Source organism: Erwinia sp. LJJL01 (assembly GCF_047300805.2).
In the GTDB taxonomy this organism is placed as follows: Bacteria; Pseudomonadota; Gammaproteobacteria; order Enterobacterales; family Enterobacteriaceae; genus Erwinia; species Erwinia aphidicola.
Map to the genome: position 1 here is coordinate 2,892,858 of NZ_CP178576.1, position 14,306 is coordinate 2,907,163.

Annotated in this window: 14 protein-coding genes; all 14 read left to right on the forward strand. The window is 54.6% G+C overall.

Going from position 1 to position 14,306, the window contains the following annotated elements; translation table 11 throughout:
• The first annotated feature begins 77 nt into the window (after nucleotides 1–77).
• The 14 genes from tsf to rnhB all read left to right on the forward strand — a co-directional run bounded on the left by tsf (nucleotide 78) and on the right by rnhB (nucleotide 14,282).
• Complete coding sequence (gene tsf, locus ACLI4M_RS14255; protein ID WP_048914992.1) at nucleotides 78–929, forward strand: translation elongation factor Ts; 852 nt, start codon at nucleotides 78–80, stop codon at nucleotides 927–929.
• Nucleotides 930–1,083: 154 nt separating this feature from the next.
• Complete coding sequence (gene pyrH / locus ACLI4M_RS14260) at nucleotides 1,084–1,809, forward strand: UMP kinase (RefSeq protein ID WP_048914993.1); 726 nt, start codon at nucleotides 1,084–1,086, stop codon at nucleotides 1,807–1,809.
• A 119-nt stretch (nucleotides 1,810–1,928) separates the two neighbouring features.
• Nucleotides 1,929–2,486 carry a ribosome recycling factor gene (gene frr / locus ACLI4M_RS14265; protein ID WP_048914994.1) on the forward strand — a complete coding sequence of 186 codons (558 nt, stop codon included), beginning with the start codon at nucleotides 1,929–1,931 and terminating at the stop codon, nucleotides 2,484–2,486.
• A 134-nt stretch (nucleotides 2,487–2,620) separates the two neighbouring features.
• Nucleotides 2,621–3,835 (forward strand): 1-deoxy-D-xylulose-5-phosphate reductoisomerase, encoded by a 1,215-nt coding sequence (ispC, locus tag ACLI4M_RS14270; RefSeq protein WP_133624410.1) that lies wholly within the window; start codon nucleotides 2,621–2,623, stop codon nucleotides 3,833–3,835.
• A gap of 173 nt (nucleotides 3,836–4,008) precedes the next feature.
• Entirely contained in the window at nucleotides 4,009–4,761 is a 753-nt protein-coding gene (ispU, locus tag ACLI4M_RS14275) for a (2E,6E)-farnesyl-diphosphate-specific ditrans,polycis-undecaprenyl-diphosphate synthase (protein ID WP_048914996.1), read from the forward strand.
• 18 nt (nucleotides 4,762–4,779) lie between these two features.
• Nucleotides 4,780–5,637, forward strand: coding sequence for a phosphatidate cytidylyltransferase (cdsA, locus tag ACLI4M_RS14280; RefSeq protein WP_099754165.1), 858 nt, complete (start codon nucleotides 4,780–4,782; stop codon nucleotides 5,635–5,637).
• 9 nt (nucleotides 5,638–5,646) lie between these two features.
• On the forward strand, nucleotides 5,647–6,996 hold the full coding sequence (gene rseP / locus ACLI4M_RS14285) for a sigma E protease regulator RseP (RefSeq protein ID WP_133624408.1): 1,350 nt from the start codon (nucleotides 5,647–5,649) through the stop codon (nucleotides 6,994–6,996).
• 55 nt (nucleotides 6,997–7,051) lie between these two features.
• Nucleotides 7,052–9,457, forward strand: coding sequence for an outer membrane protein assembly factor BamA (gene bamA, locus ACLI4M_RS14290; protein ID WP_048914999.1), 2,406 nt, complete (start codon nucleotides 7,052–7,054; stop codon nucleotides 9,455–9,457).
• A 124-nt stretch (nucleotides 9,458–9,581) separates the two neighbouring features.
• Nucleotides 9,582–10,079 carry a molecular chaperone Skp gene (skp, locus tag ACLI4M_RS14295; RefSeq protein ID WP_048915000.1) on the forward strand — a complete coding sequence of 166 codons (498 nt, stop codon included), beginning with the start codon at nucleotides 9,582–9,584 and terminating at the stop codon, nucleotides 10,077–10,079.
• Nucleotides 10,080–10,082: 3 nt separating this feature from the next.
• The gene (gene lpxD, locus ACLI4M_RS14300) at nucleotides 10,083–11,105 is read left to right on the forward strand and encodes a UDP-3-O-(3-hydroxymyristoyl)glucosamine N-acyltransferase (protein ID WP_048915001.1); all 1,023 of its coding nucleotides are present in this window, start codon (nucleotides 10,083–10,085) and stop codon (nucleotides 11,103–11,105) included.
• 160 nt (nucleotides 11,106–11,265) lie between these two features.
• Nucleotides 11,266–11,721: a 3-hydroxyacyl-ACP dehydratase FabZ gene (fabZ, locus tag ACLI4M_RS14305; protein WP_048915002.1), complete on the forward strand. Its 456-nt coding sequence runs from the start codon at nucleotides 11,266–11,268 to the stop codon at nucleotides 11,719–11,721.
• 3 nt (nucleotides 11,722–11,724) lie between these two features.
• Nucleotides 11,725–12,513, forward strand: coding sequence for an acyl-ACP--UDP-N-acetylglucosamine O-acyltransferase (lpxA, locus tag ACLI4M_RS14310; RefSeq protein WP_048915003.1), 789 nt, complete (start codon nucleotides 11,725–11,727; stop codon nucleotides 12,511–12,513).
• A gap of 3 nt (nucleotides 12,514–12,516) precedes the next feature.
• The gene (lpxB, locus tag ACLI4M_RS14315; protein WP_133624406.1) at nucleotides 12,517–13,662 is read left to right on the forward strand and encodes a lipid-A-disaccharide synthase; all 1,146 of its coding nucleotides are present in this window, start codon (nucleotides 12,517–12,519) and stop codon (nucleotides 13,660–13,662) included.
• A complete protein-coding gene (gene rnhB / locus ACLI4M_RS14320; protein WP_099754172.1) occupies nucleotides 13,659–14,282 on the forward strand; it encodes a ribonuclease HII in 624 nt (207 codons plus the stop codon). The genes lpxB and rnhB overlap by 4 nt, the downstream gene beginning before the upstream one ends.
• The last annotated feature ends 24 nt before the right edge of the window (nucleotides 14,283–14,306 follow it).

Genomic DNA, 14,306 nt, shown 5'->3' on the forward strand with positions numbered 1-14,306 from the left:
AGAAAATTCAGCGGGGCAGAATGTTTCCCGTTAAGGCTTCTGTAATTGCAGATGCTGAGCTAACCGAGGATTAGAGAATGGCTGATATTACCGCTGCTCTGGTAAAAGAACTGCGCGAGCGCACTGGCGCTGGCATGATGGATTGTAAGAAAGCGCTGACTGAAGCCAATGGCGACATCGAGCTGGCCATTGAGAACATGCGTAAATCTGGCGCAATCAAAGCGGCTAAGAAAGCAGGCAACGTGGCTGCTGACGGCGTGATCAAAACCAAAATCGAAGGCAACTACGGTGTGATTCTGGAAGTTAACTGCCAGACTGACTTCGTTGCTAAAGATGCTGGTTTCCAGGCATTCGCTGACAAAGTGCTGGACGCGGCTGTTGCCGGTAAAATCACTGATGTTGAAGTGCTGAAAGCCCAGTTCGAAGAAGAGCGTGTTGCACTGGTTGCTAAAATCGGTGAGAACATCAACATTCGTCGCGTTGCAAGCCTGGAAGGCGACCTGCTGGGTACCTACCTGCACGGCGCGCGTATCGGCGTTCTGATTGCCGCTACCAATGCTGATGAAGAGCTGGTTAAGCAGCTGGCTATGCACGTTGCCGCGAGCAAGCCAGAATTCGTTAAGCCAGAAGACGTGTCTGCTGAAGTGGTAGAGAAAGAGTACCAGGTTCAGCTGGACATCGCGATGCAGTCTGGTAAGCCAAAAGAGATCGCAGAGAAAATGGTTGAAGGCCGCATGAAGAAATTCACCGGTGAAGTTTCTCTGACTGGCCAGCCTTTCGTTATTGACCCATCAAAAACTGTGGGTCAGGCACTGAAAGAGAAAAATGCAGACGTCACTAACTTCATCCGCTTCGAAGTGGGTGAAGGCATTGAGAAAGCTGAGACCGATTTCGCAGCAGAAGTTGCGGCGATGTCCAAGCAGTCTTAATTGCTCTAAAAGAACCGCCAAACGGCGGTTCTTTTTTGCCTGTCTTTCGACAGCGCATTTTCAGTCTCATCCCAATAGCATTTCTCTGGCGCTTTTAGGATGATACCGCACACAGTCAACACCCCTTTTCGACATAGCTTCCAGGAAAAAAACCATGGCGACCAATGCAAAACCTGTATATCAACGTATTCTTCTGAAACTGAGTGGCGAAGCCCTGCAAGGCGCTGAAGGCTTTGGCATCGATGCCAGCGTGCTGGATCGCATGGCTCAGGAAGTCAAAGAACTGGTAGAGCTGGGCATTCAGGTAGGTGTGGTGATCGGTGGTGGTAATCTGTTCCGTGGTGCTGGCTTGGCTCAGGCAGGCATGAACCGCGTTGTCGGTGACCACATGGGTATGCTGGCAACCGTGATGAATGGCCTGGCGATGCGTGATGCACTGCACCGTGCCTACGTCAATGCCCGTTTGATGTCCGCTATTCCACTGAACGGCGTGTGCGACAACTACAGCTGGGCTGAAGCCATTAGCCTGCTGCGCAACAACCGCGTGGTGATTTTCTCCGCCGGTACCGGTAACCCATTCTTTACCACTGACTCCGCAGCCTGCCTGCGCGGCATCGAAATCGAAGCCGATGTGGTGCTGAAAGCGACCAAGGTTGACGGCGTGTACTCTGCCGACCCGGTGAAGAACCCGGATGCAACCCTGCACGAACAGCTGACCTACAGCGAAGTGCTGGAAAAAGAGCTGAAAGTGATGGATCTGGCCGCCTTTACGCTGGCTCGCGACCATTCACTGCCTATCCGCGTGTTCAATATGAACAAGCCGGGCGCACTGCGTCGCGTTGTGATGGGTGAAAAAGAAGGCACGCTGATTACGCATTGATATCAGTCTGCGGTTAAAATAAGGTATATTCTGCCTGTCAGAACTATCTTTAAATGTATTTGAACGGCTTTCGGCACTGTCGAAAGCTGGTGGATCAAACAGAATCCAAGGGTTTCAACGTGATTAACGACATCAAGAAAGATGCAGAAGTACGCATGGAAAAATGCGTAGAAGCATTCAAAAACAATATCAGCAAGATCCGTACTGGCCGTGCATCTCCGGCTATCCTCGACGGTATCATGGTTGATTACTACGGTTCTGCTACTCCGCTGCGCCAGCTGGCAAGCGTCACGGTAGAAGACTCCCGCACGCTGAAAATCAACGTGTTTGACCGTTCTATCAGCAACGCAGTTGAAAAAGCGATCATGTCTTCCGACCTGGGCCTGAACCCAATGTCAGCGGGCACCGATATTCGCGTTCCGCTGCCAGCGCTGACCGAAGAGCGTCGTAAAGATCTGATCAAGATCGTGCGCGGCGAAGCCGAGCAGGGCCGCGTATCCGTGCGTAACGTGCGTCGTGATGCTAACGACAAAGTGAAAGCGCTGCTGAAAGACAAAGAGATCAGTGAAGACGACGATCGTCGCTCACAGGAAGAGATCCAGAAAATGACCGACGTCGGTATCAAGAAAATTGATGCTGCGCTGGCAGAGAAAGAAGCGGAGCTGATGGACTTCTGATCCCATCATAATCCGATGAAACGCCGCACAGATTACCGTTCGTATGAAGGGTCAGTCTGGCGGCGTTTTGCGTTTGTTAACTTTCCCGGCAGAGGGTGATTCTTCTCCTGAGCGGGTTTATACAGAGCAACCTCATGAAGCAATTGACCATCCTCGGTTCAACCGGATCTATTGGTACCAGTACGCTTGGCGTCGTGCGCGCTAACCCCCATCTGTTCGCCATTAAAGCACTGGTTGCCGGGCGTAACGTCGAACTGATGGTTGAACAGTGCGTTGAATTTCGCCCGACTTATGCCGCGATGTCAGACAGCGGGGCGGCCGCCGCTCTGCGACTTCGTCTGAAAGAGCTCAATCTGGCGACCGAAGTCATGAGCGGCGAGCAGGCGATCTGCGATCTGGCCGCGCTGGATGATGTTGACCAGGTGATGGCGGCAATTGTCGGCGCGGCAGGATTATTGCCTACCCTGGCCGCAATCCGCGCGGGAAAACAGGTGCTGCTGGCGAATAAAGAGTCGCTTGTCACCTGCGGCCGCCTTTTTCTGGAGGCGGTGAGCGCTTCGGGCGCCCAGCTGTTGCCCATCGACAGCGAGCACAACGCCATTTTTCAGAGTTTGCCTGCTTCCCTCCAGCAGCAGTTAGGGTACGCTTCTCTGGAGGATAATGGCATTGATAGCATTATCCTCACGGGGTCAGGTGGCCCGTTTCGTGACACGCCGCTGGCTGAATTAAGCCATATGACGCCCGACCAGGCGTGTGCGCATCCTAACTGGACGATGGGGAGAAAAATCTCCGTTGATTCGGCCACCATGATGAATAAAGGCCTGGAATATATCGAAGCCCGCTGGCTGTTTAATGCCACAGACGCCCAGATGGAAGTCATTCTGCATCCGCAGTCGGTGATCCATTCGATGGTGCGCTACCGTGATGGCAGCGTCATTGCCCAGCTCGGTTCGCCGGATATGCGTACGCCAATCGCTCATGCCATGGCCTGGCCGCAGCGCGTAAACTCAGGTGCCCAACCACTCGATTTTACGCGCATGTCGGCAATGACCTTTGCTGAACCTGATTACGCACGTTACCCCTGCCTGAAGCTGGCGATTGATGCCAGTATCACCGGGCAGGCGGCGACCACCACGCTGAATGCGGCAAATGAGATTGCGGTGGCCGCTTTCCTCGCGTCTGAAATCCGCTTTACCGATATCGCCGCGCTGAATGTGGCGGTGCTGGAAACGCTGCAGTGTCATGAACCGCAAAGCGTTGAGGCGGTGATTGCCATTGACGGCGAGGCACGCGCAGCAGCGACAGCGCTGCTGCCACGTTTTGCGGCAGGGCGAGTCAGCGCGTTTTAACGCGCCGCCATTTGTGAGCGCTGGGCGGAGGTGGTATAGTCTTGCCCCACCGTCCAGAGCCAGCGACGTGATAAAGCGGATAAGCGAATCGTATTTGTACGGTTCATTTGCGCCGGGCGGGTGAGATATTTCAGAAGCCGTTGTATTTCTGAATAAGGAAATAGTTACGCGTTATGTCGTCCGAAAATCAATTAAAAACCGATGACCAGCAGGGGAACGGTCCCCGCCATGTGGCCATCATTATGGATGGCAATGGCCGCTGGGCTAAAAACCAGGGCAAGCTGCGTATTTCTGGTCATAAAGCGGGAGTGAAATCCGTGCGCCGCGCCGTGAGTTTTGCCGTCAGCAATAAGCTGGATGCGCTCACGCTTTATGCCTTCAGTAGCGAAAACTGGAATCGTCCACAGCAGGAAGTTTTAGCGCTGATGGAGTTGTTCGTCTGGGCACTCGACAGCGAAGTTAAAAGTCTGCACAAGCACAATGTCCGGTTGAAAATTATCGGCGATATCGGCCGATTTAATGCTCGTTTACAGGAGCGTATTCGCCGTGCTGAGGAACTTACTCAACAAAATAATGGACTAACGCTCAACATAGCCGCAAATTATGGCGGTCGTTGGGATATTATCCATGGCGTCAGAAAAATTGCAGAGCAGGTCCAGGAAGGGCTTCTTCGACCGGATCAGATCGAAGAAGAGAGCCTGGCACCGCATCTCTGCCTGAATGAACTGGCGCCTGTGGATCTGGTAATAAGGACCGGGGGAGAGCATCGGATCAGTAACTTCCTGCTGTGGCAAGTCGCCTATGCAGAGTTTTGGTTTACCGATACTCTTTGGCCTGATTTTGATGAACAAGTTTTTGAAGGTGCACTGAATGCGTTTGCACAACGAGAGCGCCGGTTTGGCGGCGCAGCACCCGGCGGCGCATAAGCGCACTGGGGGTAATCTTTGTTAAAGTCTCGCCTGATTACCGCGTTTATACTGATTCCCATCGTCATTGCAGCGCTGTTCTTGCTGCCGCCGTTAGGGTTTGCCATCACCCTGTTAGCGATCTGCATGCTGGCCGCATGGGAATGGGGCCAGCTGGCAGGCTTTGCAGCGCGCTCACAGCGCGTCTGGCTGGCGCTGCTGTGCGGACTGCTGCTGGCCTTTATGCTGTTCACACTGCCTGCTTACCAGCACTCCGTGCATCTGCCACAGATTGGCGGCCCACTTTGGGCTTCCCTCGGCTGGTGGATCGTCGCGCTGGCGCTGGTGCTGTTCTATCCCCATTCTGCTACCTTCTGGCGCCATTCACGCGCCATTCGCCTGATATTCGGTCTGCTGACTATCGTGCCGTTCTTCTGGGGCATGCTGGCGCTGCGCCAGTATCACTACCAGGAAGACCACTTTGCCGGCGCCTGGTGGCTGCTGTACGTGATGGTTCTCGTATGGGGAGCGGACTCCGGTGCTTATATGTTTGGCAAGCTGTTCGGCAAGCACAAACTCGCACCAAAAGTCTCACCGGGCAAAACCTGGGAAGGCTTCCTCGGCGGGTTGGCGACGTCGGCACTGATCTCCTGGCTGTTCAGCGTGTTTGCCCCGCTGCAGGTATCGCTTGCAACACTGCTGATTTGCTCGATTATCGCCGCGCTGGCCTCGGTGCTGGGTGACCTGACCGAGAGTATGTTCAAGCGTGAAGCGGGCATCAAAGATAGCGGGAGCCTGATCCCCGGGCATGGCGGCATTCTCGACCGTATCGACAGCCTCACCGCTGCGGTACCGGTATTTGCCTGCCTGCTGTTGCTGGTCTTTGGGACGCTGTAGGGAAACACTATGCTGAGCGTACTCTGGAGTTTTGCTGCATTTATCGTTGCGCTGGGGATTTTAATCACCGTGCATGAGTTCGGCCACTTTTGGGTGGCCCGTCGCTGTGGCGTAAAAGTCGAACGTTTTTCGATTGGCTTTGGTAAAGCGCTGTGGTGGCGCACTGACAAGCAGGGTACCGAGTATGTTATCGCGCTGATCCCGCTCGGCGGCTATGTCAAGATGCTGGATGAGCGCGTCGAGAGCGTGCCGCCGGAACTGCGCCATCAGGCCTTCAACAATAAAACCATTTTGCAACGTGCCGCGATTATCAGCGCTGGCCCGATAGCGAATTTCATCTTTGCCATTTTTGCTTACTGGCTGGTGTTTATCATCGGCGTACCTGGCGTGCGCCCGGTGGTTGGCGAAATAGTGAGCGGTTCACCTGCCGCAGAAGCTCAAATTGCGCCAGGAACGGAACTTAAAGCCGTTGACGGTATCGAAACGCCTGATTGGGATGCTGTGCGCATGGCGCTGGTGGCGAGAATTGGCGACGAGAGTACCGTCGTTACCGTCGCCCCATTTGGCAGCGAGCAGACCCGTGATAAAACCGTGAACCTGCGCAACTGGCACTTTGAGCCAGACAAGCAGGATCCGGTGGCTTCACTGGGCATCCAGCCGCGCGGCCCGCAGATCGAATCGGTGCTGGCGCAGGTGCAGAAGAACTCCGCTGCCAGCAAGGCAGGTTTGCAAGCGGGCGACAGGATCGTTAAAGTCGATGGTCAGCCTTTGGACCAGTGGCAAAGTTTTGTTGCCACCGTGCGTGACAATCCAGGTACAGAAATTGCGCTGGAGGTAGAACGTCAGGGCAGCACCGTCGATTTGACGCTGACGCCGGACGTAAATCCTCGTAACAAAGCAGAAGGGTTTGCCGGCGTTATCCCGCGCATTGTCCCTCTGCCAGATGAGTACAAAACGGTGCGTCAGTATGGCCCGTTTGCAGCAATCGGTGAGGCCAGTGAAAAAACCTGGCAGCTGATGAAGCTTACGGTAAGCATGCTAGGCAAACTGATTGTCGGTGATGTGAAGTTGAACAATCTCAGCGGCCCGATTTCGATCGCGCAGGGAGCTGGGATGTCAGCGGAATATGGTTTGATTTACTACCTGATGTTCCTCGCTCTGATTAGCGTGAACCTGGGGATTATCAATCTGTTCCCACTGCCGGTGTTAGATGGTGGTCATTTGCTGTTCCTGCTGATCGAAAAGATCAAGGGAGGGCCGGTGTCCGAGCGAGTTCAGGACTTCAGTTATCGTATCGGCTCGATTGTGCTGGTGCTGTTAATGGGGCTTGCGCTATTCAATGATTTCTCAAGGCTATAGTCTGCCAGCAGGCAAACTATTCGCGAGAACCAGTTAGGAAGAATGCATAAACACGATGGCGATGAAAAAGTTGCTCATAGCGTCGCTGCTGCTTAGCAGCGCTACCGTATACGGTGCAGACGGATTCGTAGTGAAGGATATTCATTTCGAAGGCCTGCAGCGAGTCGCCGTCGGTGCGGCATTGCTCAGTATGCCCGTCCGCGTTGGGGACACTGTCTCCGATGAAGATCTCAGTAACACCATTCGCGCACTGTTTGCGACCGGGAATTTTGAGGATGTTCAGGTCCTGCGCGACGGCGGCACGCTGATCGTTCAGGTGAAAGAGCGCCCAACGATTGCCAGCATCACTTTCTCCGGCAACAAAGCGGTGAAAGAAGATATGCTCAAGCAGAACCTCGAAGCCTCTGGCGTGCGCGTGGGTGAAGCACTGGATCGCACCACGATCTCCTCCATTGAGAAAGGCCTGGAAGACTTCTACTACAGCGTGGGTAAATACAGCGCCAGCGTCAAAGCCGTTGTGACTCCGCTGCCGCGTAACCGTGTTGACCTGAAACTGGTGTTTACCGAAGGGGTTTCTGCGAAGATCCAGCAGATCAATATCGTCGGTAACAAGGCCTACAGCTCTGATGAACTGATCTCCCGCTTCCAGCTGCGTGATGAGGTGCCATGGTGGAACGTGGTGGGTGACCGTAAGTACCAGAAGCAAAAACTGGCCGGTGACCTTGAAACCCTGCGCAGCTTCTATCTGGACCGCGGTTATGCCCGTTTCAACATTGATTCGACGCAGGTCAGCCTGACGCCGGACAAAAAGGGTATCTACATCACGGTGAACATCAACGAAGGCGATCAGTACAAGCTTTCAGGTGTGACCGTTAGCGGTAACCTGGCGGGGCACTCTGCCGAAATCGAAACGTTGAGCAAAATCACCCCGGGTGAGCTGTACAACGGCTCGAAAGTGACGCGCATTGAAGACGATATCAAGAAGCTGCTGGGCCGTTACGGCTACGCGTATCCACGCGTACAGACGCAGCCTGAAATCGACGACGCGAACAAGACCGTTAAACTGCGTATTAACGTGGACGCCGGTAACCGTTACTACGTGCGTAAAGTGCGCTTTGAGGGCAACGATACCTCGAAAGATTCCGTGCTGCGCCGTGAAATGCGCCAGATGGAAGGTGCCTGGTTAGGCAGCAATCTGGTTGAGCAGGGTAAAGAACGTCTGAATCGCCTCGGCTACTTCGAAACCGTTGATACCGAAACCCAGCGTGTGCCGGGTTCACCTGACCAGGTTGACGTGGTCTACAAGGTGAAAGAGCGTAACACCGGTACGCTGAACTTCGGCGTCGGTTACGGTACCGAAAGCGGCGTCAGCTTCCAGGCTGGCGTGACCCAGGATAACTGGCTCGGCACCGGTAATACCGTTGGCATCAGCGGAACCAAGAATGACTATCAGACCTATGCTGAATTCTCACTGACCGACCCGTACTTCACGGTCGACGGTGTCAGCCTGGGCGGTCGTGTTTTCTATAACGACTTTAAAGCGGATGATGCCGATCTGTCTGACTATACCAACAAGAGTTACGGTGTAGACGGCACGCTGGGCTTCCCGGTCAATGAAAATAACACCCTGCGTGTGGGTCTGGGCTATGTGCATAACAGCCTCTCCAACATGCAGCCGCAGATCGCCATGTGGCGTTACCTGCGCTCTGTCGGTAAAAACCCATCGCTGACCGGCGATGAAGATTTCTCGGCGGATGACTTCACCTTTAACTACGGCTGGACGTACAACACCCTTGACCGCGGATTCTTCCCAACGTCAGGTAACCGTACTAACCTGAATGGTAAAGTGACTATTCCGGGTTCTGATAATGCCTTCTACAAGGCTACGCTGGATACACAACAGTATCTGCCGTTGAATCAGGATCGTACCTGGGTGCTGTTGGGACGTGGTCGCGTAGGCTATGGCGATGGTCTGAACGGTAAAGAGATGCCGTTCTACGAGAACTTCTACGCCGGTGGTTCCAGCTCCGTACGTGGGTTCCGTTCTAACAACATCGGCCCGAAAGCGGCTTACCTGAACAACGGTTCTTCCGATTGTTCTGGCAGCAGCCCGGTATGTAATTCCGATGATGCTATCGGCGGTAACGCGATGGCTGTCGCCAGCGCCGAGCTGATTACACCAACGCCGTTCCTGAGTGAGAAGTATGCTAACTCAGTCCGTACCTCGCTGTTTGTTGATGCGGGTACCGTTTGGGATACCAAATGGGAAAACACTGCCGAAACTCGTGCGGCGGGTATCCCAGACTATAGCGATCCAAGCAACATCCGTATGTCAGCCGGTCTGGCACTGCAATGGATGTCGCCGCTGGGGCCGCTGGTGTTCTCATACGCTCAGCCATTCAAAAAGTATGACGGAGATAAGGCCGAACAGTTCCAGTTTAACATTGGTAAAACCTGGTAATTCGCCTTTGCACGGAAGCGTAGCAAGAGAGTATCGCGCTGTTTAATCCTGGCCCGTACGCGGGCCACGATAAAGCGCAACACATGTGTCCGTGACGCAAACGTTGATGGTAAGGAGTTTTATAGTGAAAAAGTTGTTGTGTGCCGCAGGTCTGGGTATTGCTCTGGCGGTTTCCGCCGGTGCTCAGGCTGCTGATAAAATTGCAGTGGTGAACGTTTCCAGCATTTTCCAACAGTTACCAGCGCGTGCGACCGTTGCGAAACAGTTGGAAAACGAGTTCAAAGGCCGTGCAACCGAATTGCAGGGTATGGAACGCGATCTGCAAGCCAAAATGCAGCGTCTGCAGCGTGACGGCTCGACCATGAAGGCGAGCGATCGCAGCAAGATGGAAAAAGACGTGATGGCACAGCGTGAAGCCTTCTCCACGAAAGCTCAGGCTTTCGAGCAGGACAACCGCCGTCGTCAGATGGAAGAGCGTAATAAAATCCTGAGCCGTATCCAGGACGCCGTGCAGAAAGTTGCTGATGACGAAGGTTATGACGTTGTTATCGATCAGAACGCGGTTGCTTATGCTGCTAAATCTAAAGACATCACTGCTGATGTTCTGAAACAGGTTAAATAAGCCATGCCTTCAATTCGACTGGCTGATTTAGCCCAGCAGTTGGATGCAGAATTGCACGGAGATGGCGATATCGCCATCTCCGGCATTGCTTCTATGCAATCCGCCCAAACCGGTCAGATCACGTTTCTCTCAAACAGCCGTTACCGTGAGCAGCTCGCAGCCTGTCAGGCTTCCGCTGTGGTGCTCTCTGAAGCGGACCGTGAATTTTTCCCTGGCGCAGCGCTGGTGGTTAAAAACCCGTATCTGACCTACGCCCGTATGGCGCAACTGCTGGACACCACGCCGCAGCCAGCCCAAAACATTGCCCCAAGTGCCGTGATTGATGCGAGCGCAAAATTGGGGAGTAACGTCTCGATTGGCGCTAACGCGGTGATCGAATCTGATGTAGTACTCGCTGATAACGTGGTTATTGGCCCGGGCTGCTTCATCGGTAAAAAGACGCAGATTGGCGCAGGCAGCCGCCTGTGGGCCAACGTCTCGGTCTATCATGAAGTGCAGATTGGTCGCGACTGTCTGATCCAGTCAGGCACAGTGATCGGCGCTGATGGCTTCGGTTACGCTAACGATCGTGGCAATTGGGTGAAGATCCCGCAGCTTGGCACCGTCATCATTGGTGACCGCGTTGAGATTGGCGCCTGCACGACCATCGATCGCGGTGCGCTGGATAACACCCAAATCGGGAATGGTGTTATCATAGATAACCAATGCCAGATTGCACACAACGTCGTGATTGGTGACAATACCGCGGTTGCGGGTGGCGTCATCATGGCGGGCAGTCTTAAAATTGGCCGCTACTGCATGATTGGTGGGGCCAGCGTGATTAATGGCCACATGGAAATTTGTGACAAAGTTACCGTCACAGGGATGGGAATGGTGATGCGACCTATCACTGAACCTGGAGTATACTCCTCCGGCATTCCGTTACAGCCCAACAAAACCTGGCGCAAAACTGCAGCTCTGGTGCTGAGCATCGATGAAATAAGCAAACGCTTAAAAGCCATCGAGCGTAAAGTCGGTAAAGACTAAGCGATCGCACCACGCTGCCCGGCTTTCATAAATACAATATGCTAGCAGGGAAAGCTAAAGCTAAGCGTACAGAACATGATTTGCGGCCTGCAGACGATCGACAGATTGTTGCAGGCCGTGTTATTGATGCCATCAGAATTTTTAGGACAGGAAGAGTATTTTGACTACTGAAACTCATACTCTGCAGATTGAAGAGATTATTGAACTTTTACCGCACCGTTACCCGTTCTTGCTGGTCGACCGCGTACTTGATTTCGAAGAAAACAAGTTTCTGCGTGCAGTCAAGAACGTCTCGGTTAACGAACCGTTTTTCCAGGGCCATTTCCCTGGTAAACCGATTTTCCCGGGCGTGCTGATTCTGGAAGCAATGGCACAGGCTACGGGTATTCTGGCGTTTAAAAGCGTTGGAAAACTGGAACCGGGCGAACTTTATTACTTTGCCGGTATCGACGAAGCGCGCTTCAAGCGCCCGGTGGTACCTGGCGACCAGATGATCATGGAAGTCACCTTCGAGAAAACCCGCCGTGGTGTAACCCGCTTTAAAGGCGTGGCCACCGTTGACGGAAAAATTGTCTGCGAAGCAACGATGATGTGTGCCCGCAGCCGGGAGGCTTAATTCGTGATTGATAGCACCGCCGTAATTCATCCCAGCTCGATCGTAGAAGAAGGCGCCATTATTGGTGCGGGTGTCCAGATTGGTCCGTTTTGTACCGTGGGTGCGAACGTCTCGATCGGTGAAGGCACCGTTCTGAAATCTCATGTAGTGGTCAATGGTCACACCTCAATAGGTAAAGACAACACCATCTACCAGTTTGCTTCGATCGGTGAAGCTAATCAGGATCTGAAATACGCGGGTGAACCTACCCGGGTTGAGATTGGCGACCGTAACCGCATTCGTGAAAGCGTGACCATTCATCGTGGCACCTCACAGGCTGAAGGGCTGACGAAAGTCGGCAACGACAATCTGCTGATGGTGAACGCGCACGTGGCGCACGACTGCGTGGTGGGTAATCACTGTATTCTGGCCAACAACGCGACGCTGGCGGGCCATGTTTCAGTGGACGATCATGCCATCATTGGTGGTATGACGGCGGTGCATCAATTCTGCGTTATCGGCGCGCACGTGATGGTCGGCGGCTGCTCCGGTGTGGCGCAGGACGTTCCTCCTTACGTCATTGCTCAGGGCAACCATGCCACGCCGTTCGGCGTTAACCTGGTGGGCCTGAAGCGCCGTGGCTTCAGCAAAGAGGCACTGCATGCGATTACTGCAGCGTATAAGCTGCTGTACCGCAGCGGCAAGACGCTGGATGAAGTGAAGCCGGAGATTGCTGAAATCGCCAAAGCGCATCCGGAAGTTCAGCCGTTTTATGACTTCTTTGCCCGCTCCACAAGGGGTCTGATTCGTTAACTCATGCCAAAGCATCCCTTAACGATTGCCCTTGTCGCCGGAGAAACCTCCGGCGATATTCTTGGTGCCGGTCTTATCCGCGCGCTGAAAGAGAAGCATCCTGACGCACGTTTTGTCGGCGTTGCCGGCCCGCTGATGCAGGCCGAAGGGTGTGAAGCCTGGTATGAGATGGAAGAGCTGGCGGTTATGGGCATCGTTGAGGTGCTGGGCCGTCTGCGTCGCCTGCTGCACATCCGCCGCGACCTGACCCGCCGCTTTACCGCCCTGAAGCCGGATGTTTTCGTCGGCATTGATGCCCCTGATTTCAATATCACTCTCGAAGGGAAGCTGAAACAGCAGGGTATTCGTACCATTCATTACGTCAGCCCTTCGGTCTGGGCGTGGCGCCAGAAGCGCGTGTACAAAATTGGCCGCTCCACCGATCTGGTGCTGGCGTTCCTGCCGTTTGAAAAAGCCTTCTACGATCGCTTCAACGTTCCCTGTCGTTTTATCGGCCATACCATGGCTGATGCGATGCCGATTGAACCGGATAAACAGGCGGCACGCCGCGAGCTGGGTATTGCGTCAGATGCAGTATGCCTGGCTCTGCTGCCGGGCAGTCGCGGGGCAGAAGTTGAAATGCTCAGCGCTGACTTCCTGCGGACGGCGATGCTGCTGCGGGCGAAATATCCGCAGCTGGAGATCGTCGTGCCGCTGGTGAACCCCAAGCGGCGCGAACAGTTTGAAGCGATTAAAGCCGAAGTTGCCCCCGATCTGCCGATGCACCTGCTGGACGGCAAAGGCCGCGCCGCAATGGTGGCCAGCGATGCCGCACTGCTGGCTTCCGGCACTGCCGCGCTGGAGTGCATGCTGGCAAAATGCCCGATGGTGGTGGGGTATCGCATGAAGCCATTTACCTTCTGGCTGGCGAAACGTCTGGTGAAAACCGATTATGTCTCGTTGCCGAACCTGCTGGCCGGGCGAGAACTGGTGAAAGAGCTGCTGCAGGATGAGTGCCAGCCTGAGCAGCTGGCCGCTGCGTTAGAGCCATTGCTGGCTGCCGGTGAAACGCGCGATCGGCTGCTGGCAACCTTTGCCGAGCTGCACCACCAGATCCGCTGGAATGCCGACGAACAGGCCGCCGCTGCCGTACTGGAGTTATGCCCGTGAGTGAATTTATTTACCCTAATGCTGCGCTGATTGCCGGCGTTGATGAGGTAGGGCGTGGTCCGCTGGTGGGCGCCGTGGTCACCGCCGCGGTGATCCTCGATCCGGCTCGTCCGATTATCGGGCTCGCCGATTCGAAAAAGCTGTCGGAAAAACGCCGTCTGGCGCTGTTTGATGAGATCGTCGAGAAAGCGTTAAGCTGGAGTCTGGGCCGTGCCGAGCCGGAAGAGATTGACCAGCTCAATATCCTGCACGCCACCATGCTGGCAATGCAGCGTGCGGTTGCCGGTCTGCACCTGACGCCGGACTTTGTGCTGATTGACGGCAATCGCTGCCCGCCGCTGCCGATGCCGAGCCAGGCCGTGGTGAAGGGCGACAGTCTGGTGCGCGAAATCAGCGCCGCCTCGATTATTGCAAAAGTGACGCGCGACCGTGAGATGGCACAGCTCGATCTGCTGTATCCTGAATATGGCTTCGCTCAGCACAAAGGTTATCCAACCGCGCTGCATATGGAAAAACTGACGCAGCATGGCGTGACTCCGCAGCATCGCCGCAGTTTTGCCCCGGTGCGCAATGCGCTGCTGGATGCCGAAGTCAGCGCGTCGGTAGTCCGCACGCTGTAATTTTCATCCCTAGTTTTAACGGAA